The sequence below is a fragment of the Eubacterium sp. F2 genome (assembly GCF_046244355.1).
Lineage (GTDB): Bacteria > Bacillota > Clostridia > Peptostreptococcales > Anaerovoracaceae > Aminicella.
This window is the reverse complement of the sequence record NZ_CP176393.1, coordinates 1933026-1952220: the sequence shown is the minus strand read 5'-3', so window position 1 is coordinate 1952220 and position 19195 is coordinate 1933026. Positions and strand designations below refer to the sequence as shown.

General features: G+C 46.7%; 22 protein-coding genes and 1 pseudogene. 4 read left to right on the top strand and 19 right to left on the bottom strand.

All coding sequences use genetic code 11. The features are described from left to right. Positions 1–17: 17 nt before the first annotated feature. Together ACI77B_RS08415 and ACI77B_RS08410 are read right to left on the bottom strand one after the other, a co-directional pair. Complete coding sequence (locus ACI77B_RS08415; protein ID WP_409336402.1) at positions 18–1364, bottom strand: sensor domain-containing diguanylate cyclase; 1347 nt, start codon at positions 1362–1364, stop codon at positions 18–20. Continuing rightward, a complete protein-coding gene (locus ACI77B_RS08410) occupies positions 1348–3192 on the bottom strand; it encodes an EAL domain-containing protein (protein WP_409336401.1) in 1845 nt (614 codons plus the stop codon). Before ACI77B_RS08410 ends, ACI77B_RS08415 begins: the two co-directional genes overlap by 17 nt. A 369-nt stretch (positions 3193–3561) precedes the next feature. Here ACI77B_RS08410 and ACI77B_RS08405 point away from each other — a divergent pair, with 369 nt between their 5' ends. After that, positions 3562–4167: a class I SAM-dependent methyltransferase gene (locus ACI77B_RS08405; RefSeq protein WP_409336400.1), complete on the top strand. Its 606-nt coding sequence runs from the start codon at positions 3562–3564 to the stop codon at positions 4165–4167. A 409-nt stretch (positions 4168–4576) separates the two neighbouring features. Here the strand turns inward: ACI77B_RS08405 and ACI77B_RS08400 are convergent, their stop codons facing one another. Both ACI77B_RS08400 and ACI77B_RS08395 read right to left on the bottom strand, forming a co-directional pair. After that, entirely contained in the window at positions 4577–5164 is a 588-nt protein-coding gene (locus tag ACI77B_RS08400) for a DNA-3-methyladenine glycosylase I (protein WP_409336399.1), read from the bottom strand. A 205-nt stretch (positions 5165–5369) separates the two neighbouring features. Continuing rightward, positions 5370–5504: a hypothetical protein gene (locus ACI77B_RS08395; protein ID WP_409336398.1), complete on the bottom strand. Its 135-nt coding sequence runs from the start codon at positions 5502–5504 to the stop codon at positions 5370–5372. Positions 5505–5751: 247 nt separating this feature from the next. Between ACI77B_RS08395 and ACI77B_RS08390 the strand changes: the two genes are divergently transcribed. Further along, positions 5752–6258 (top strand): DUF2798 domain-containing protein, encoded by a 507-nt coding sequence (locus ACI77B_RS08390; protein ID WP_409336397.1) that lies wholly within the window; start codon positions 5752–5754, stop codon positions 6256–6258. 535 nt (positions 6259–6793) lie between these two features. Then, positions 6794–7414: a DsbA family protein gene (locus tag ACI77B_RS08385; RefSeq protein ID WP_409336396.1), complete on the top strand. Its 621-nt coding sequence runs from the start codon at positions 6794–6796 to the stop codon at positions 7412–7414. A 96-nt stretch (positions 7415–7510) separates the two neighbouring features. On the opposite strand, the gene ACI77B_RS08380 is transcribed toward ACI77B_RS08385, so the two are convergent. From ACI77B_RS08380 to ACI77B_RS08365, 4 genes are all read right to left on the bottom strand, one after another. Continuing rightward, positions 7511–8662, bottom strand: coding sequence for a DUF362 domain-containing protein (locus ACI77B_RS08380; protein ID WP_409336395.1), 1152 nt, complete (start codon positions 8660–8662; stop codon positions 7511–7513). A gap of 131 nt (positions 8663–8793) precedes the next feature. Continuing rightward, positions 8794–9477 (bottom strand): dihydrofolate reductase family protein, encoded by a 684-nt coding sequence (locus ACI77B_RS08375; protein WP_409336394.1) that lies wholly within the window; start codon positions 9475–9477, stop codon positions 8794–8796. A 44-nt stretch (positions 9478–9521) separates the two neighbouring features. Then, positions 9522–10520, bottom strand: a complete 999-nt coding sequence (locus tag ACI77B_RS08370; protein ID WP_409337718.1) for an alpha/beta hydrolase — start codon at positions 10518–10520, stop codon at positions 9522–9524. After that, positions 10520–10774, bottom strand: coding sequence for a hypothetical protein (locus tag ACI77B_RS08365; RefSeq protein ID WP_409336393.1), 255 nt, complete (start codon positions 10772–10774; stop codon positions 10520–10522). The genes ACI77B_RS08370 and ACI77B_RS08365 overlap by 1 nt, the downstream gene beginning before the upstream one ends. Before the next feature lie 148 nt (positions 10775–10922). On the opposite strand from ACI77B_RS08365, the gene ACI77B_RS08360 reads away from it, so the two are divergent. After that, on the top strand, positions 10923–11816 hold the full coding sequence (locus ACI77B_RS08360) for a LysR family transcriptional regulator (protein WP_409336392.1): 894 nt from the start codon (positions 10923–10925) through the stop codon (positions 11814–11816). Positions 11817–11954: 138 nt separating this feature from the next. Here the strand turns inward: ACI77B_RS08360 and ACI77B_RS08355 are convergent, their stop codons facing one another. The 11 genes and pseudogenes from ACI77B_RS08355 to ACI77B_RS08305 form a co-directional block, all read right to left on the bottom strand. Continuing rightward, entirely contained in the window at positions 11955–12608 is a 654-nt protein-coding gene (locus ACI77B_RS08355) for a vWA domain-containing protein (RefSeq protein ID WP_409337717.1), read from the bottom strand. Positions 12609–12736: 128 nt separating this feature from the next. Further along, positions 12737–13117, bottom strand: a pseudogene (locus ACI77B_RS08350) (RNase III inhibitor); the annotation flags it as partial. Between the two features lie 164 nt (positions 13118–13281). Beyond that, the gene (locus ACI77B_RS08345) at positions 13282–14214 is read right to left on the bottom strand and encodes a GNAT family N-acetyltransferase (protein WP_409336391.1); all 933 of its coding nucleotides are present in this window, start codon (positions 14212–14214) and stop codon (positions 13282–13284) included. 214 nt (positions 14215–14428) lie between these two features. Next, positions 14429–15130: a DUF4116 domain-containing protein gene (locus ACI77B_RS08340; protein ID WP_409336390.1), complete on the bottom strand. Its 702-nt coding sequence runs from the start codon at positions 15128–15130 to the stop codon at positions 14429–14431. Between the two features lie 419 nt (positions 15131–15549). Continuing rightward, positions 15550–15891 (bottom strand): hypothetical protein, encoded by a 342-nt coding sequence (locus ACI77B_RS08335; RefSeq protein WP_409336389.1) that lies wholly within the window; start codon positions 15889–15891, stop codon positions 15550–15552. A gap of 8 nt (positions 15892–15899) precedes the next feature. Beyond that, positions 15900–16472: a hypothetical protein gene (locus tag ACI77B_RS08330; RefSeq protein ID WP_409336388.1), complete on the bottom strand. Its 573-nt coding sequence runs from the start codon at positions 16470–16472 to the stop codon at positions 15900–15902. Between the two features lie 294 nt (positions 16473–16766). After that, positions 16767–17159 carry a hypothetical protein gene (locus ACI77B_RS08325; protein WP_178263615.1) on the bottom strand — a complete coding sequence of 131 codons (393 nt, stop codon included), beginning with the start codon at positions 17157–17159 and terminating at the stop codon, positions 16767–16769. 72 nt (positions 17160–17231) lie between these two features. Beyond that, positions 17232–17588: a hypothetical protein gene (locus ACI77B_RS08320; protein WP_409336387.1), complete on the bottom strand. Its 357-nt coding sequence runs from the start codon at positions 17586–17588 to the stop codon at positions 17232–17234. An 88-nt stretch (positions 17589–17676) separates the two neighbouring features. Next, positions 17677–17820 carry a hypothetical protein gene (locus ACI77B_RS08315; RefSeq protein ID WP_409336386.1) on the bottom strand — a complete coding sequence of 48 codons (144 nt, stop codon included), beginning with the start codon at positions 17818–17820 and terminating at the stop codon, positions 17677–17679. 17 nt (positions 17821–17837) lie between these two features. Next, on the bottom strand, positions 17838–18263 hold the full coding sequence (locus ACI77B_RS08310) for a pyridoxamine 5'-phosphate oxidase family protein (RefSeq protein ID WP_409336385.1): 426 nt from the start codon (positions 18261–18263) through the stop codon (positions 17838–17840). Positions 18264–18556: 293 nt separating this feature from the next. After that, the gene (locus ACI77B_RS08305; protein ID WP_409336384.1) at positions 18557–19195 is read right to left on the bottom strand and encodes a fibronectin type III domain-containing protein; all 639 of its coding nucleotides are present in this window, start codon (positions 19193–19195) and stop codon (positions 18557–18559) included.

The window sequence follows — 19195 nt, the reverse complement described above, 5'->3', positions numbered from 1 at the left end:
CGGATCCGACGACCTGCCTAATTCCGCCTCCGGTCATGGACCTTGTAATACTCTGCTTTATTCATGTACATCTGCTGTTCCGCCCGGTGGATGGTCTGTTTCAGATGGCCTGCATCTTCATCCCAGGCGGACCCGGCAGCAATACAGGTATCGCTCTGCGCCTTAATGCGGGTCAGCAGCAGCTGGTATTTCTCTTCAAACTGCTGCCTGGAGATTCCCGGAAGAAGAACGGTAAATTCGTCTCCTCCTTCCCGGTAAACATGATCCGGGCCGAAGACTTCTGACATGGTTTCTGCGGCAAAACAGATGGCCTGGTCGCCTGCGTGATGACCCTGCTCGTCATTAATTTTCTTAAGATCATTGACATCTGCATAGACAACGCCGATGCTTTCCTTCTGCGCGGCGATCTCACCGGAAGCTTCGATCATAGCATTTCGGTTGTGCACACCGGTCAGCATGTCGTAGTGACTCATATGCTCCAGTTTCAGGATGAGCCTCTGGTCCATGATTTTTGCCCCGACGAAAAAGGACACCATCTCAAGGATTCTCTGGGTGTTGATCCGGTCGCTTTCTTCGTAATTATCCGCTGCGAGATAGCCGATAAGACGCCCTTTCTGATGCATTGGAACAGCAATCAGACGTTTGATTCCCTGTCGCTGCAAAATCTCGTAGTTCTGCGGATCCTTTTCACGAAGCACGGTGATGTCCGGAAGAACAACACTAGCCTGATCTGCAGAAAACTTCTCCCAGCCCTGAATCGATGTCCTGTAATCCATATTCTGCAGGGTCATGATTTCCGGATTAACGCCCGGTGCGCACCACTCGAAGGTATTGCTTGCGGTAACCTGATCGGTCTCCAGAATATAAATACGGTCCGGGTGAATGATATGGGAAAGTTCACGCAGTACATGATTCAGGCTGGTCTCATAATCCTCTTCTCCATTCAGAATTCTAGACATGCGGAGTATAATCTGCCCGGTCTGTCTGTCTCTTCTTTCTGCTGCCAGCAATTCCTGTTCTCTGTCTACAACGGTAAAGGTATACGCTACACAGTCTGGTTTTGCCACCGGTGCAACCGTAAAATCCAGCCAGTGACCAATCAGGGGCTCATACAGACGGTCATGGACAGTCTCTCCCCTGACCGCACGGTAACAATAGTCAAACCAGTGGTCTCCTGCGTCCGGATAAACGGATTTAAATGTCCTGCCAAGGAACTCTTCCCGCCGCTTTCCACCTATTTCACAGTATTTCTCGTTGACGAAAATATATCTTGTATTAACAATCCGGTTTCCGTCTTCACTCATGATGATTTCAAAAACAGCGTACGGAACCGGTATTTCATGAAAATCATCGGGATGATACATCGCCCTGCTCCCCTGTAAATTTCCCAATATCCTCGCATTCCTTCCTTACATGCATAAATATCTCTATATATGTATTATAACTGTTATCTTTAATATTCTGAAGAGGATATTTTTTCTGTTCAGTCCAAGCAGGCAGTCTGATTCTTGCCCTGTTTTTTTCCATGTACATTGCACGGTCCGCCTGTGTATATATCTCCCATGTCTCGTCAATTTTCCGGCGGAGCCGTTCTTTTTCCGCCCGGTCCTGCCGGCGCTCTTTTTCAAGCTCTTCGATATGGGTCTGTTCTTTTGAGATATCAACCCCGTAAATTATGCTTTCCACATGATCCGTATTTGGATTTTCTATGATGTGGGCGGTGATTCTGGACCAGCGTATGGTCCGGTCATCGTAATAGGATTCGGTTTCCAGAACGATCTGCCGCTTATTCACTGCATAGGCACGCACCTGAGATTCCCTGCTGAAGGTGCGGAAAAACCGCTCCTGTCCTTCTTTATCCGGCACGAAGGATCCGATCTTCCGGATCAGTGTATCGACATCCGGAAGATCCTGGATATCCCTGGCGTTCTGCGCAGCACCTCCTGAACTGATCCATTTATCCGCAGTCAGGTCCATATGGAACACGCCCTGACCTTCCGGAATATTTTCCAGAATACCCCGGATCTGATCCGCATAACGGCGCTGACCCGCTTTAGTATCTGTAATATCACGTCCGTATTCGATAAATACTCTGATGCCATTCCAGGTCGTATATCTCGCCTTGAGAGAAAATATGTGAGAACCGTCATCCACTTCAATGACTTTCTCGTCCTCACCGTCTATAAGTTTCATCGGACAGTGCCCGCAGGGAGCATCCAGGCCAAGCATGTAGTGGTAACAGCGTTCCCCCTCATAAGGCAGGTCCGGGTGGCCGGAGATGTCCAGCGTCATTTCATTCGCATACACCATGCTGTAATCTTCCGGACGGCAGACCTGAATGAACTGGCCGGAGTGGTCGACAAGATCCATGATATTGTCAACATCCACTTCCTTCGGACGTTTCTGTGTACTAATCGAAAAGCCGTGGGCATCCGCAATATGAGACTGCGTCAGGAACTCCCGAAAATCCTCTTCCGGCATCGGACGGGCGTAATAATATCCCTGGATGCAGTCACAGCCGCATTTTCTCAGGAAATCCAGCTGTACACGGGTTTCAACACCTTCTGCAATGGTACGCAGACCGATATTATGACACATGCTGATTGTTGACTCGATGACCGCTCTTACTGCCGGTTTCGTCTCCATCTGACTGATGATGGACTTATCGATTTTCACCGCATCAAAAGAATAATCTCCGATCATGGCAAGCGAAGAATATCCGCTTCCGAAATCGTCGAGAAGAACCTTTGCGCCGATCTGACGGAGCTGCTGAAACAGATATTCACAGTTTTCCCGGAGCACAGCGACTGCCGTCTCCGTAACTTCATAGTTAATACAGGATGTCGGCAAAGGACACTCCTGCGCAAGGCTGAAAATTTCATTCATAAACGTGTCGCTGTAAAAATCCTGCCGGGAAAGGTTCACCGACACCGGAACAAGCGGGAAGTCCGCTTCCTGCAGAGAACGCTGAAACTGATAGACGTGCTTTAAGACATAAAGATCCAGCCGGGTGATAAACCCGCCGGACTCCAGTGCCGGAATAAAGCGGTCCGGTCCGATAAACCCCTGCTCAGGATGATTCCAGCGGACCAGGGCCTCAGCAGCGCATACTTTCCCGGATCCCGCATCAATGATCGGCTGATACCAGACCTTGAATTCTTCTTTTTTCAGACTGTTGTTAAAGCTTGACACAATTTCTGCCTGGTCGATGTAGGCCTCTCGCATCGCCGGTTCAAACACGGCATAGCTGTCACGATCGACTTTCTCCGCATAGACGATCCATTCAACTCTCGCAAACCGCTGCCGCGGCAGATTTCTTTCTTAATAATCGTGATAATATCATTATAGTAATCTGAAGTTCAGCCGTCAAACAGAGAAATGCCAGGGATGGTGCCAAGAGCTAGTGGGAGTTTTGGTTGACAGATCTTCAGGTTATTTTGTGATCTGCATTTATTGAAATTATCGTCAGATTATACTTTACAAGAGAGATGGAACAAAGGTATATTGTAGTTAGATATAACTAACATCCGCGCTATCATTATAATATTATGGAGGTACGACATGTCATTTTGGGATAATACCCGCAGGCCGGAAGGTCAGGGCGGGAAAATTATGGCCGCAATGATGAATCTCTGCCACAGCCCTGTCGCGCGCTGGGCGCTTCAATTTCTGGATGTTTCAGAATATGCTGCAATTCTGGATTGCGGATGTGGCGGCGGAGCCAACATTAAACGGCTGTTGAAAAAATGCCCCCGCGGCATCGTTAAAGGCATCGACTATTCTCCCGTCAGCGTAGAGAAAGCGCTGGATCTGAATAAGGAAGCCGTATCTTCTGGCCGCTGCGCCGTGATTCAGGGCAGCGTGGCGGACATAAAATTTAAAGATGCCTGCTTCGATGCGGCAACAGCCTTCGAAACCGTCTACTTCTGGCCGGACCTGCCCCAGTGCTTCAGCGAAGTCCGCAGAGTGCTCCGCCCTGGCGGCACATTCTTTATCTGCAATGAAAGTAACGGCGACAGCGATAAGGATGATAAGTGGACAAAAATCATCAGCGGCATGAAAATCTACAAGGATACTGACCTGAAAGCCCTTCTGGAAGAAGCCGGATTCCATGATATAAAAATCCATAAAACAAAACGCTGGCTATGCATGACAGCAAAGAAATAACTAATCCTATTGTCTTAAAGCTGATGGGTTCCGCCCCTTTATCTGCGGTATGAGCTTTTGGGGCTTTCGATGTGATAAAGACGGAAATTAGAATCAGGCAGACCACCGGTCTTTTTCGTCTGATCGAACATAAATGTTCCTTTCCTGTCTTTAAGGCGCTGTTTTATTTCTCCTTCCGATATCTTCCAGACAAATACAACACGCCAAGGGTAAAACCTGCACTGATAAGAAATACTGTCGAATGTACCAGCAGATTTCCTTCATCCCCGCTTGAAAGCCGTAACAGACCATCAACGAGTGCGCCAATTATGATACTAAGTATGATATTCATTTTATTCATCTTGCAGCGCTTCCTTTCTCTGACATGATACAATCTGAAAACCGCAAATGCAGCAGACCATTTTCCCAACTATCGGGAAAGTGCCTGCCCCTGCATAATTTCTTTATAGCAGAAGCAATCCTTCGTGTGAGAATTGATCACCCCGACTGCCTGAAGATAAGAGAAGAGGCTGACCGATCCGGCAAACTTCATCCCGCGTTTCTTCAGGTCAGCTGACATCTGGTCGCTGTATGCATCAGTCGTGACTCCCGGTCCCTCATAAACGGTCTTCCCGTCCGTGAAATGCCAGACATAGGAGTCGAAGGAGCCGAACTCCGGCAGAATCTGGTCGCGGATAATCCGTGAATTGATGATGCTTCCCCTGATTTTCCGCTCTGAACGGATAATTCCCTTATCCTGCATCAGAGAATTGATTTTCTCTTCACCATAGTCCGCGACCTTCATCAGGTCGAAATGATCATAGGCTTTTCTGAAATTCTCCCGCTTGTGCAGAAGGGTCCTCCATGAAAGGCCGGCCTGAAAAAGCTCGATGACGAACATCTCATAGAGCTGCCGCTCATCGTGGCAGGGTCTTCCCCATTCTTCATCGTGATATTTCAGATAGAGCGGATCTTTCTGATAGTCTCCCGGGCAGCGGATTATTGTATTTTTATTCATCTTGCTGCGGCTCCTTTCTGAACTGTCCCCGGCATTACGCAGTCACTTTTTCCAGCAAAGCCATCATCGCACGCTTTTCACAGACAGCATCTTCCAGATGAAAGACGGCGAAGTGATTTCCGCTGCCCTCCCATTACATGAGCACAGTGTACCACAAGAAATGTAAATCTGACAATTACTAAAGCAAATCCGATGGTGTCAAGAACTAGTGGGAGTTTTTGTTGACCGATCTCCAAGTGGTTTCGTGGGCTGTACGCAGCCTGATGCCTGGAACGCCTTCCGGCTCTACAGTCGCATTCCGATGGGTACCGATCGAACGGATCCCTTCTGTTACGTTCACTAGTGGAACAATCCTGCTCCACTTTCCTGGCTTCCTGCCTGCTTTCTTCTTACGGTATAATACAGAGTGGAAATAGGATAACCAGAAAAAAATCATAATTGATTGTTCGCAATTAAAAACAGCTTGCACGCGCGAATTTTCTTGTGTATAATGGGTAGGAATTTTGAATTTCATACTGGTTTTATTGGAAACGCACACTCCCCGTAGTGATAACGAACAACACAGTCATCACGAAGGGAGTTTTTTTATGCCAGAAAATAAGCTGGAAAATATTGTATTTACTGTACTGATGACCTTTGCAATGGTCTACGCGATGATCTGTTATAATATCGCACTGAATATTGGCAGGCTGCACGATGGTGTATTTGCCATAGCTCTTGGAAAAGAGCTGTGGATCATGTGGCCGCTTGCCATCGTCCTGGAAATGTTCGTTTTTGAGCGCCTGATTATGTTCCTCACCCGTCGTCTGGTAACCAGGGAGATGCCGGTACTCTGGATAATTCTGATCCGCAGTTCACTCACGGTCTGCCTGATGTGCCCAGCGATGAGCTTTGCCGCATCCTTACTCTTCAAGGACTTTAGTGCGGCAGGTTTGATCAGCACCTGGCTGCAGACCGCAGCGATGAATTTCCCAATGGCACTTGCCTGGCAGATCTTTTTCGCAGGCCCTCTGGTCAGACTGATCTTCCGTCTGGTTTTCCGCAGAAAGTCAGCAGAAGCTGAAAAGTCGTCCCGATCTGCCGAAGCAGCATAAGTCATCCCTGACGCAGACAAGTACAAATAAAAACAGCCGCAGGAATTGTATTCACTTACATTCCTGCGGCTGTTTTTTTGTCTGCCCGTCAGACGACAACAAGGTTCCCGGGCACCCGCCCGAAGCTTCAGCGTCGTGGAAGGGTGAGGTTCTTATAATCTCGGCTCATCAAAGTATGAACTGTCTTTATGGCATACCGGGCATAAAGACCGCAGATTGCAACTGTTTCTTTATTCGAAGCTTTTGCTAGTCATATTTTAAGTATAGTATTCTCCTTACGAATTTATCAACTGTTTTTTCCCTGTTTTCCGCATGATACCCAGCAGAAGCCCTCATTACGATGATTGAATCCTGCGCCGCTGCGGCTCCTTCCGCACAGTATCTTTCTCTTGACTAAGTCGCATGAAAAAACCTTCTTGTAAATATTTTCTATTCTGATAAGATAAGGATACTTCAAGATGATAACTTTTTAATTGGAGAGGAATCATTTTCAGAGTGGACAAATTACAACGTTCAAGAAGAAAAGAGGTATGATATGAAATTAACATTAATATGGGATGCCTACTGCGGATGGTGCTACGGGTTCGACTCCGTTTTTCATAAATTCATGGCCAGACACCCGGAAATCGAGCTTTCCATCGTTTCCGGCGGCCTGTTCGTAGAAAATAACAGTAAGCCAGCTAATTCCTATGGCTTTTTTGAGCAGGGTAACCAGCAGATTGAAAAATACTATGGCGTTGAATTCGGTTCCGCCTATAATGCCGTTCTCAAGAGCGATATGCAGCTGAATTCTGTTCATCCGGCAATCGCCTGGTCCGTCATCCGCAAGGAGCTGAAGGCGGAGCAGCTTGCCGAGTGTGCCTTTGCCATCCAGAAACAGTTCTTCTACTACGGCAAAAGTCTTAGCGATATCGATACTTATACAGAACTTGCTCCACAGTTCGGACTGGATGCTCAGGAACTGGAAAACAGCCTTAAGGAGGTCTGGAATAAAGAAGATGCGGCTTACGAGGATTTCCGCGAAGCCGGCCGGCTGGGCGCGCACAGTTTCCCGACTCTGCTTGCTGAACATAAAGGAAAAGTATACGACTTTAAAGGCTCTGCCAGAACCGTAGAAGATCTGGAGCAGAATTACCAGATTCTGTTATCCAGGTAAGTAAGGGGGCTGCTGCCCCCTTCATTTCCTGAATGCCTTCCATTTCCAGCCAGATCGAAACGTTCCTCTTCGGAAGCAGCTGCCACCCATCCCTTCTTATTTCATTGTTACAAGCTCATACGCGCGGCTTCCCAGCCCGATCTTTTCCGCGTGTTCCAGGGTTTCCTTCCAGGCCACATTCGGATTATTGTTCAGCCAGACATCATGATGATCATGGAAATCCGAAGCTGCCATATTATCACCAAGCTGGGAGTTTCTGATTGGAACGGCCTTTTCACAGAGATCCACGCAGGCCTGGTCCAGAGCAACCGGATCGAAAGAGGCGAGCATGCCGATATCCGGCAGGATAGGCGCATCGTTTTCACCGTGACAGTCACAGTTCGGTGACACATCGGTAATGAGACTGATATGGAAACATGGTCTGCCATAACATACGGCCTGTGTGTATTCTGCCATACGACAGCCCAGAAGCTGCGGAGCATCCCAGTTTTCATTTTCTATGGCATCAAAGGCGCAGGCTCCTATGCAGCGTCCACAGCCCTTGCAGATATCCGGATCAATCCAGGCCTTTCTGACCGTTCTGCCATCGACCTCCTTCTCAGGATAAGAAATAGCATCGGATCCGCACTCCTTTGCGCATCTCATACAGCCGCGGCAATTTTCCTCTATGACATGTGGATGACCTGACTGATGCTGCTGCATCTTTCCGGCCCGGGATCCACATCCCATTCCGATGTTCTTAATAGTCCCTCCGAAGCCGGCCTGCTCATGCCCCTTGAAATGCGTCAGGGAGATAAGAATATCCGCATCCATTACAGCCCGTCCGATAAAGGCCGTTTTACAGTATTCTCCGTTATGAACGTCCACCTCTATATCATCTGTTCCCCGGAGGCCGTCGCCGATAATGATCTGACATCCGGTCGTAGTCGGGTTAAATCCGTTTAAATTGGCGCAGTCCAGGTGCTCCAGGGCATGCTTTCTTGAGCCCGGGTAGAGGGTATTACAGTCCGTAAGGAAAGGCAGGCCGCCATTTTCCTTTACTACATCAGCCACTGCTTTAGCGTAATTCGGCCGGAGATAGGCCAGATTTCCCAGCTCTCCGAAGTGCATTTTTATCGCGACGAACTTGCCGTCCATATCCATATCTCCGATTCCCGCATTCTTAATGAGCTTCTGGAGCTTCATCGTAAGCGGCACACCCAGCTCCGTCCTGAAATCTGTAAAATATACCTTTGATTTCTCTGTCATATGTTCAAACCTCCCTGACCTGCAGCAAAGCAGTCAAATAATGATATTTTGTTAATAGATTTATTATATAGCGCGGTTTGAAACAGCGCCAAGCAGTGGGTCAAGTCCTTCTATTGGTGTATAATGAAATGTTATTTTACCTGATAACGAATCACCACGTCTCCGTTATCATAAGACTTTACATGTTTAAGCCGGAGCGGAAGCGGACTGGCGTCTTCTCTTCCCTCAAATACAGATGGCATCTCTGTCCTTCCGTCGATTCCCGGACCGATCAGAAGAGCCACTTCATCGAGAAGTCCTGCTGTTAGAAAGCCTGTATTGATCGCGGCACCGCCGACAATGCCCATGCGCTGAACACCGAACTCCGTATTCAGAATTTCGGATGCCCTCTTCAGGTCGATGTGCTCATTTCCGCAGGCAATCCAGGAGATATTCTGCCGGTCCAGATAATCGAGGTATTCCTGCGGGGCGCTGGTGCTGGTAAGAATCAGCAGAGGCTTCTCTGTATCGGTTTCCTTATTCCAAAGCAGCGTACCGTGGGTATCTGCAACGATCACATAACCGGCAGCATCGGTTTTCCTTGAAAAGTTTTCTTTGCCGCAGTCCGTATGATCTTCTGCCTGGAATTTTCCTGGCAGGGACATCTCCAATTCAGCGGTGTGCCGGCCCGTTACAGTTGTCGGGATATCAAGTTCATCCAGGACCTGATAATAGACATCCGATCTGGATGAGCCTCCCGGAAGCTGCGCCGTCATCCCACAGTCGATTCTTCCATCTGCCGATGTCATCATGTAACAAATGATATAGGGTTTCATAACTTAACTCCTATTCGTATATGATATTTTCTCTGATAACCGTACTATTTCAGGTACTCGGTAAAGAAGGCTTCCAGCTTGTCAAACGGGATATAGTCCTTATCTCCGCCATCATACAGATCGGTATGAACTGCCCCTGGAATGCTTAAAAACTCCTTATTTCCCGTATATTTGCTGTCTTTAACCATTGCTTCATAGGCATCTTTGCCAAAGTAATAGCTGTGCGCCTTATCTCCATGCATGATCAGAACCGCACTTCTGATCTCATTGCTGTATTTAAGAATTGGCTGATTCATAAAGGATTCGCAGCCGATCACATTCCAGCCGCCGTTAGAATTCAGCGATCTTGCGTGATAACCGCGGTCCGTCTTATAATAGTCGTAATAATCTTTAACAAAGAATGGCGCATCGTCCGGAAGCGGATCGACTACGCCTCCGCCGAGAGTATATTCACCGGCTGCATAATCTTTCGTTCTCTGCGCGCACATGGCAGCTTTCTTCTCGTAGCGCGCTTCTTCACTGTCTTCAGCATCAAAATATCCATTCGCATTGACTCTGGTCATGTCATACATGGTTGAGGCCACAGTCGCCTTGATTCTGGTATCAAGAGCCGCCGCATTGAGGGCCATGCCTCCCCAGCCGCAGATTCCGATGATGCCGATGCGGTCTGGATCTGCCTTCTCATTCAGAGAAAGAAAATCTACCGCTGCCATGAAATCTTCTGTATTGATGTCAGGAGAAGCCATGTATCTCGGCGTTCCTCCACTTTCACCGGTAAAGGACGGATCAAAAGCAAGGGTAAGGAAGCCCCTCTCTGCCATCGTCTGTGCATACAGGCCGGAGCACTGTTCTTTCACCGCACCGAAAGGTCCGCATACCGCAATTGCCGGAAGCCTGCCCTCTGCCTTCTTCGTAATATACATATCCGCTGCCAGCGTAATGCCATAACGGTTTACAAAGGCTACTTTGCTGTGATCAACCTTATCGCTCTGCGGGAAGGTCTTGTCCCACTCCTTCACGAGCTTCAGTTCTGCTGTTTTCATCATAATGTGTAATTCCTTTCTTTATGCGTCTTGCTCTGTTCAGCTTTACTTTTGCGGATAAGATAGTCCAGGCAGTCGATCCTGCGCTGTCCCTCATGCAGACTTTCCATCAATTTGCAGCGATGGCAGCGAAGGAAGTGCAGAAATTCGCCATCTTGACCCGAAACATAAAGCTGTTCTGCTCTTTGGATTGAACGCTCATCACATCCTGCATCCCTGAGGTTTTCCAGAACACTTTTCCATTCCATTGTCATTCTATTACTCCATAAACAATTTTTCCTCAGCGCTGCTTCTTTCTTCTGACAATATGTAGTATAATCGACGGAAAGAGTTATCGCTAATTGCTATAATTCATATCATGTTATTACTTTTCGTCATATCTTTTGCATAAGGGGTATTATCATGGAAATAAGAACATTGCGCTATTTCCTGGCGATTGCCAGAGAAGAGAATATGAGTCGGGCTGCGGAGTATCTGCATGTATCCCAGCCCACGCTGTCGAAGCAGCTGAAAAAACTTGAAGAAGAGCTTGGAAAAAAGCTGTTTATCCGTCACAGCTTCAGCATCACACTCACCGATGAAGGAGTACTGCTCAGAAAGCGTGCGGAAGACCTGGTATCCATGGCCGATAAGATCGAACAGGAATTCCTGACTCTTGATGATGTGACCGGCGGCGATATCTATTTTGGCCTCGCTGAGTCCTATCAGATCCGCTATCTGGCAAGAGGAATCAAACGATTTAAGGAGAGTTATCCCGACATGCACTATCACATTATGAGCGGCGATACCGAGCAGGTAACTGAGAAGCTGGATAAGGGCTTACTGGATTTCGGAGTCATCTGTGAGACTCCGGACAGCCGTAAGTACGCCTACCTGACCTTCCCGAAGGCAGATATTTTTGGTGCGGTCATGCGTGAAGACGCGCCGCTCGCAAAAAAAGACTCCATATCTGCAGCAGATCTTGCTGGCCTTCCCCTGTTCGTATCCGAACAGAGCTGGGAAAATGACATCCGCCCCTGGGCAGGAAGTCTGTTTGATCAGCTGCAGTTAGAGGGAACCTTTCGTCTCTCCTATAATGCTTCCATGTTTGCCCTGGAAGGCCTGGGGTATTCACTGACCTTTAAGGACCTCTCCAATACCTCCGTCGGAAGCAGCCTAGTCTTCCGCCCTCTGAATCCGGAATTATCCGTGAAACAGTATCTGATCTGGCATAAATACCAGAGCTTCACACCGATTGCAGAGCGGTTTCTGAATCACATCAGGAAGGTCTTTCGGACTACCCCGAACGGAGAATGACGGAATTTCGGAGAAATTAACGACTGAAGGAAGATATATCGACAGTAAAAAAGGGCCATTGCCCTATACCCATTTGAGCTTAGTGCAACGGTCCCGCAGTCCCGCACATGTTCATTACACAGGATTTCTCCTTGCCCCCTATTTCTTTTGTCCGCGCTTCTGATAGTCCTCGTCAATCCGCTTCTTCCAGCCCTTATCGAGAGGTCTGCTCTTCCGGACCGATCGGATCGCTTCACCAAGCACGTGATAGTTGAGGGCGGTTCCTTCACTGTCACAGTTGTAATTAACAGCCCGGTCCTCATCGATTCCGATGTGTCTCGCGGTTTCCACGGCATCAATGTTGGCTCCGAGGAAGAGGAACTCCCAGCCGGATTCCTCTTTCTTCCGCTCGATCATCCGCTTCACTTCGCCGCTGGAATAGCGGCAGCTGGCGTTCTCCATTCCGTCCGTTGTGATCACGAACATCGTATGCTCCGGAATATCCTCTTCCCTCGCGTATTTATAGATGTTATCGATGTGGTGAATCGCCCCGCCGATGGCATCGATCAGGGCCGTGCAGCCGCCCACAGAATACTCTTTCTCCGTAAGATCATTCAGCTTCTGCACATTCACACGGTCGTGAATAACCTCGCTGCTGTTGTTGAAGAGTACGGTAGAAATCAGTGCCTGTCCATCTTCCTTCTTCTGCTTCCGGATCATGGAATTGAAGCCGCCAATGGTGTCGGATTCCAGTCCGCTCATAGATCCGCTTCGATCAAGGATAAATACGATTTCTGTTAAATTCTTCTTCATCATGCTGCCTCCTGGATTTTCCTTCTGACAAATTACAAACTGCAAGTGATTTCTTTTTTCAACTTACAGCCATATTGTAGAAGTTTCCGGCCTCCATCTGGTCGCATGCGAAGCGACATTTCATTTTCTTATCCGCCGATCAGCTTCTGATCAAAAGCGAATAAGGCCTCATTGATTTCAAAGAGATTGTAATTCCCATGCGCGAGGAAATATTCCACGATGATGTCGAATTTACTGGAGTGAGACAGGGCAAAGCCTGCCTTCATCAGCATCTCCTTCACTTCCGGCAAGGGAAGTTCCAGGGCAATGGCAAAAGCCAGAACCGTGGCCTTGGACGGCCTGTAGTTTTTATCCGTACGGATCTTAGAGAAGAGCTTGCGGTCGATATTCGCCTTTTTATAGCACTGGGCATCCGTCATCCCGGATTCATCGATTTTCCGGAGAAGCATTTCAGAAAAACTCTCATCGATCTGGCCCAGGGCGTCTTCAAGCGTTGCGGCCGGTTTTTCTCCTGGGGCTTTTCCCACTGGTGCCTGATCCCGGATGAGAAAATCCTCCAGATCACCCTGCAGTTCTGCAGCCAGATAGTGTTCATCAATGTAATTCTGGATATCTTCATAGAGCTTCAAACTGATCATGCTTTCCCCTTTTCCATTCATATTCTTCCTGCCGATTACAGCTTCTTTTCCAGCAGCACCAGACTCACATCCGGAATTCCATTAAAGACACAAGGTACGATATCCGCTTCCCGGTAACCCAGCCGGGTATAAAAACTCCGCGCATTCCGGTTGCGCTCATTCGTGTCCATTCGAAGATAATTACAGCCATGCTCTTCCGCATACTGTTCGTAAAACTGCACGAAGGCTTTCCCATATCCATGTCCCCTTACCGCAGGATCAATCACCAGAGTATGCAGGACCATGACCTGACTCTCAGGAGCATCATACTGCCAGTCAGCGCCGTCATAGACATCCACCTGCGTCTGATTGATAATCGCCGTACCCACAATCCGGCCGCTATCCGCCATATCCTTCTCCACGAATAAATCCTGCCTGCGCAAGGCCGCTTCCGCCGTAGCGCGAACCGGGTATACCGACCGGATCCAGCCCGTTGTGACTTCTCCTTTTTCCTCCGCATCATGAATTCGGTTATAAACAGACTCTATTGCATCCAGATCAGACGCGGATGCACATCTGATAGTAAGAGTTTTCCATTTTTCAATCTCTTCTCTTACCTCATCATACAGCCATTCAGAATCAGTGTAATTCCCAATTCCATCCTCTTCACTCGCCCTGGTGAGATCATCAGTCAGCATCTCCAGCATCTTTTCCTGCTCGTCCGCATTTTTGAATCTTTTCGCACGTTCAAAACACAGCTCAGAAACGTCTCTAAGAAGAACTGCTCCAAGATCTGATCTCTGATGTTCATATTCCAGAGCCTGATAATAAGAACACTCCCATAGGTCTTTTATATCATCTGCTGTAAAGGCATAATCCGCTGTCAGAATAAACAGCTCCAGCGGGAAATATCCGCTGTCACTGTATTCCAATATCAGATCAACCAGTTCCTCCTTACTCAGACTTTCTAATACTTCTTTTTCTTTCATTAACAGTCCACCTTCCTGGATCCGACACGCCTTCTTTTATCTATATGCACATCACTTTCCGGTGCACACACCCATGCCGCCTCAAGATTTCGGTACGAGGAAACGCGTCGAGATGCTGACGACTCGAACTGAAATAGCGAGCTATTATATCCATGTGTTTAGCCAAGAAACATCTGATCCCACGCATAGATCGGATTCCATCTGGTAATCGACTTCATTTTTTATAGCCAAAAATCCTTTTTATCCGATCACTCATGTATTTTAAACACCAATCATCTGCTCCGTGCACTTCTATTAATTTCTTCGCCACTGTCTTATTATCCTTCAGACTATCGGAATAATATTCAACATCCGGCCTATCAGTGGCAGCATCCAGCAAAGCCAAAGACTGATCATTTTTCAAGCGTTCGCTTAGATATGAATAAACATGATCATATGGATTTCGGTTATCTGCTATCACGATTTTGGCCAGATTATAATCATCCTGAAATTTCTCATCAACGTAAGCAAAGTTTTGTTTATCAACTTTGCAGGCTCGATAAACAATTTCTTTATCCGTTCTGTACGGCATCATACAATCCAGAGACAGGATTGCTCCATCATCTGAATGATCGATAGCGAACATTACCCAATCACGGCTGTCCGAGTATTTCTTATCAACATACTCAATTACAGTACCATCCCTTTCCATAGCATACAGAACCATATCATCATCAGCCTGATATTCTGGTAAGTACTGCATATTATCTGGATACGACAAAACTGCCTTTGCAATTTCACGATCCCGATAATATCTGTAATCAAACTGTTTTGCTAACCAAGGTGTTTCTTCAAGTGCGGTGCAAAGGCTATCCCGGATTACTTTATATTTTTCTTCATCAATCTCTTTTCTATAAGGCAGAAGCACTGATGACATAGGTACTTTTCCCTATATGCCTTCCGCATTGCGATAAACTTACGATCATCAAACAGCCACTCAATAAACCTGTCACCGTAGATATATTCACCAGGCAGCAGCAATGAAAAAATATACGTCATAATATCCGATGACAATTGATCTGGCTCATATGCAAAGTCAAGTTTAGACCCTTCATCATAAATATAATGGTTACGAATATACAAGGCATAACCAAAATGATATTCTATGGAATACGGATTTTCTCTTATATATGCCTTATCCTCTGGCTTCATATGCAGAACACAGTCCTCTGCAACACTTCGTATAAATTTTTTCTTTCCTGATCGATGGCTCATTTTCTTGCTCCTAAATCGATAATCATAATAATGCAGCATATATCCTCTTTTATGGATTCTTTTGTCATTCGCACCCGAAAATCAGGCATAGACCACATAGACCTTCGGCTGCATGGAAACTTCTATCGTCTCATCGAACTCATCTTTATCTTCCCAGTACATGGTCAGTGCCACCGTGTCTTCCGTGCTGTCCGGGTTAATTTCTATATCGACTTCATCAAATATATTATCCCATAGCTGTCCGAATTTACCAGTAAAATTAAAATCCCGTATTCCCTGACCGATCATGGCTTCCGCAAATTCACGGATCTGCTGCTCATCGCTGAGATGATCCGCAATGATGAAAAGCTCCGATTCCACCGGAAGCTGCGGGATGGCATCTGTTTGTGTAAAGGGAATCTCGAGCATCTGCTGTTCCATCATTTCCCCTCCTAATTCTTTCCGGCCTGTACTGCGGGCGGCCTGTCCAGCAGAACAATCCCATCGTAATCGATCTCATAATAACTGCCGAGCCAGTCGTACAGGCAGATGCGGTCTGTTTTCATTTCGAACGCCGGCCCCGGTCTATCATCGGATCGGACAAAGATATCCCGTCCAAGGAAAGACCATTTTACAACGAGATCCTTCGTAACCCTGCAGATTTCCAGTTCGCCATAGAAAATGAAATCCTCCTCAAAAGGTACGATCTTAAAGACATCTCCTAAAATATCCAGTCGCCCGGCAGCGGTATCATCTTCATCGAGAAACAGGAGACGCCCGAAAACAGGAAGATGATCCTCAGAGCATAGAACCAATCTCATTTTCCCGCTCTGAAATATCGAAGCGGTGTCCTGACTGCTGATTTGCTTTAAGGCGTCTATCCGATATTCGACGCTTTGTATGTCATACAGCTTATCATTCAGGTGTAATTTTTCAATGCCGTTTCCTGTAACATCATAATAGGTTCTGTCGTCTGAAATCCGAAGGACAGTTGTTATGATGAAATATGGAAATTTCCTTTCCATAGGACAGACATCCTTTCTCTAGTCGTAAATTAACTAGTAATTTTAACCTCATACCTCATACTTCAAGTGCTTTCTTTAATGCCTCCATCCTAATACAACTCCGATATACATTTTTACAAAAGAACGCCTTTTTTATTATGCTTAGGAACGGCCGCAAGATCAAGCATTCACTGAAACGGCCGCAAGCGTCCATACGCCATATGCAAAAACGGACAAACCCATTGTAATCACATGGTTTTGCCCGTTTTACTTCAAAATAGTTATTCAGAATACTGAGATCAAATACATCTTGAATTATCTCTTTTTCATCCTGTATATGACATGGCCTGCTCCCATTCCGATGAGCGACAGAACTGTGCCTGCTGCAAAAGCAGCTGCATCCGGCATATTCATTCTGCCTGCTGCAATATTATTGGCCAGTTTATAGGTCACATAATCTGCCATCATATACATGAAACCAAATCCAAGTATCCCCAGCCATTTTATATAACTGCCGCAAGCATTCTTACTGAGCAGGAGTGAAAGAACAAACGTGCTGACGGGAAGAACGATCCAGAATACCAGGAATCCGTACGCCATTGCATCTGAATCTCCCGTAAAGCCCCAGAACAATAAAACCGATGCTGTCCAGATTCCGACATACACAGAAATCAGGATATTTCTTGTCCGTTTCCTTTTGTCCTGCATAAGAACAACCTCCCCGTTCTTATTTCCATATCTGAAAACATTCAATACGGCTCTCTATCCTCCGTCTTTCTCTCAAGGCTTAATCAAATCATTCATATCAATGTCTTCCGGTCCTACGATATTCTTCGCCCATTCATCATATTCTGAATGACCATCGTACCCCAGACGAATGAGACTCGTCAGATGATGAACGGTTCTCTCCAATTCTGGGTCATCGGCTGCTTCGTCCAGTGAATCCAGGTCATCGGCTGCTTCGCCCAGTGAATCCGTGGCGTTGTCTTCGAAGTCGTACTCCTCTTCACAGTTGGTACGGTGCTCAATCGTCTGCATGATAGCGGCGGTTCTCACTCCGTTTTCGACCGAACTGAGATGCCCGTCGTCATTAAAATCAAAATTTCTGTCGAATGCACTTAATTTTCTATCTGACATAACTGTTCCTCCTGGGTTTTAACCATCGCCATCTTACTTTACCGAATATTATCAGATTGTTGAGATCAAATGCACAGCTTCTGTTCACCTACCGGATAACATACGCATCCACGATCTGTCCGATATACATGGTATGTGCGTCGCGGTTGGCTATCGGTTCTGATCCGTCGATGTCCTGCGGATACATTTCTTCCGGAATGTTCTCCGGCAGCCATGTCTCCTTTTTGTTCACAGTATTCCCGATATTAGTTATCTCACTGTTTCCAGCACGGCCATCATCGCTCGTTTTTCGCAGACTGCGTCTTCCAGGTGAAATACTGCAAAATGGTTTCCTGTACCTTCTGCATAGATTTTTTTCATCACGGGATATCCCGGCTGCTCTAAAGCCAATTTCGACAGACGGTCGTCCTCTTCAAACACAGCTTTTCCATAATATCTGAAGAACTGCTTTCCGTGTCCCAGAAGTCCACAGATCTCTACCCATGGATTGTCCTGCATCTGTTTATACACTTTCTTCATCGCTCCGACACCAAAATAATTTGTGTCGTCAACGAGCATATGGAAACTTATCGGTCTCGATTTTGGCTTTCCGTCTTCAATCGTATTGAGGAAGAAAGCATCCGACTGCTCTGCACATTCAACCAGCCACTGATTAATTTTTTCTGAATTAGTCATAGTTATTTACCTCACTGATGCTGCATCTTTTTACGATTGATTGTAAAATGAAGTTGAACATTTGAATAGAAGCTCCATAGCAACCTTGCTGATGGTAAAAAAACAATCTACACAGGTGGATCATTATGGATCACTATCATTCTATCACAGGACAGTATGAATGCTAACTAAAACTTCCCACACCGAAAAGGTGTGTTGAACCTTGAAAATACAATAATGCAGACAATTAAAAAGACACAGATGACTTTCCTTTGGTATAATTTACCTGACACCATTTGCTCCGAGCGGAGAACTCATGCCCTTTCGGATGCCGTCTCCGACCATTTCCCGTAATATGTCCCGGATGCGGTTCTCTTAAACGCACGGATTCTCACTTCATATCTTTGACCCGGCTGACAATCGTAAAGAACTGCCGTATCACCACGCCGGGTCATTCTCTTCCAGCGACGGGTTCCGCTTCTGTGCCATGCGACCTGGTAGGAACAGTTTCCGGGCACTTTCCGATAATTGACATTCAAGCCTTTCTTTTGCCTGCGTATGGATTTCACCGAGGTTTTCGACGGTCTGACAACAAAAGAGGTCTTCAGTGTTCCAGAATAACTGCCCTTTCCAACTGCCTTGATGGTTGCTTTTCCGATTTTCCCATTGCCGGAAATAGACGCGGTATAATCCTGCCCTTTCTGAAGTATGATATATTGAATCGTCCGGGTTGCTGTACCGTCCCCGTTATCCGTTTCCACGATCTGTTCACGCGCAATCAGAAAAGCCGGCAGAACCGTTTTCCCCTTGTAAGCATAACTTTGTCTCAGGCGCGTAAAGAAAGCCTGGGAAAGATCCATGCTTCCTGCGTCAGCAAACACAGGAAATGGAATGCATAGAGAAATCAGCAATGCTGCCAGCATGACATATAGTTTCTTTATTTTCCTGTTCAT

What these genes read in the sequence shown, in the direction of transcription:
- ACI77B_RS08380 (WP_409336395.1), bottom strand. Translation starts at nt 8,662, where the DNA reads ATGACAGAGAAATCAAAGGTATATTTTACAGATTTCAGGACGGAGCTG.
- ACI77B_RS08325 (WP_178263615.1), bottom strand. Translation starts at nt 17,159, where the DNA reads ATGCAGGACAAAAGGAAACGGACAAGAAATATCCTGATTTCTGTGTAT.
- ACI77B_RS08340 (WP_409336390.1), bottom strand. Translation starts at nt 15,130, where the DNA reads ATGTCATCAGTGCTTCTGCCTTATAGAAAAGAGATTGATGAAGAAAAA.
- ACI77B_RS08375 (WP_409336394.1), bottom strand. Translation starts at nt 9,477, where the DNA reads ATGAAACCCTATATCATTTGTTACATGATGACATCGGCAGATGGAAGA.
- ACI77B_RS08335 (WP_409336389.1), bottom strand. Translation starts at nt 15,891, where the DNA reads ATGATGGAACAGCAGATGCTCGAGATTCCCTTTACACAAACAGATGCC.
- ACI77B_RS08390 (WP_409336397.1), top strand. Translation starts at nt 5,752, where the DNA reads ATGCCAGAAAATAAGCTGGAAAATATTGTATTTACTGTACTGATGACC.
- ACI77B_RS08305 (WP_409336384.1), bottom strand. Translation starts at nt 19,195, where the DNA reads ATGAACAGGAAAATAAAGAAACTATATGTCATGCTGGCAGCATTGCTG.
- ACI77B_RS08355 (WP_409337717.1), bottom strand. Translation starts at nt 12,608, where the DNA reads ATGAAGAAGAATTTAACAGAAATCGTATTTATCCTTGATCGAAGCGGA.
- ACI77B_RS08370 (WP_409337718.1), bottom strand. Translation starts at nt 10,520, where the DNA reads ATGAAAACAGCAGAACTGAAGCTCGTGAAGGAGTGGGACAAGACCTTC.
- ACI77B_RS08330 (WP_409336388.1), bottom strand. Translation starts at nt 16,472, where the DNA reads ATGGAAAGGAAATTTCCATATTTCATCATAACAACTGTCCTTCGGATT.
- ACI77B_RS08320 (WP_409336387.1), bottom strand. Translation starts at nt 17,588, where the DNA reads ATGTCAGATAGAAAATTAAGTGCATTCGACAGAAATTTTGATTTTAAT.
- ACI77B_RS08365 (WP_409336393.1), bottom strand. Translation starts at nt 10,774, where the DNA reads ATGACAATGGAATGGAAAAGTGTTCTGGAAAACCTCAGGGATGCAGGA.
- ACI77B_RS08415 (WP_409336402.1), bottom strand. Translation starts at nt 1,364, where the DNA reads ATGTATCATCCCGATGATTTTCATGAAATACCGGTTCCGTACGCTGTT.
- ACI77B_RS08360 (WP_409336392.1), top strand. Translation starts at nt 10,923, where the DNA reads ATGGAAATAAGAACATTGCGCTATTTCCTGGCGATTGCCAGAGAAGAG.
- ACI77B_RS08310 (WP_409336385.1), bottom strand. Translation starts at nt 18,263, where the DNA reads ATGACTAATTCAGAAAAAATTAATCAGTGGCTGGTTGAATGTGCAGAG.
- ACI77B_RS08345 (WP_409336391.1), bottom strand. Translation starts at nt 14,214, where the DNA reads ATGAAAGAAAAAGAAGTATTAGAAAGTCTGAGTAAGGAGGAACTGGTT.
- ACI77B_RS08400 (WP_409336399.1), bottom strand. Translation starts at nt 5,164, where the DNA reads ATGAATAAAAATACAATAATCCGCTGCCCGGGAGACTATCAGAAAGAT.
- ACI77B_RS08405 (WP_409336400.1), top strand. Translation starts at nt 3,562, where the DNA reads ATGTCATTTTGGGATAATACCCGCAGGCCGGAAGGTCAGGGCGGGAAA.
- ACI77B_RS08385 (WP_409336396.1), top strand. Translation starts at nt 6,794, where the DNA reads ATGAAATTAACATTAATATGGGATGCCTACTGCGGATGGTGCTACGGG.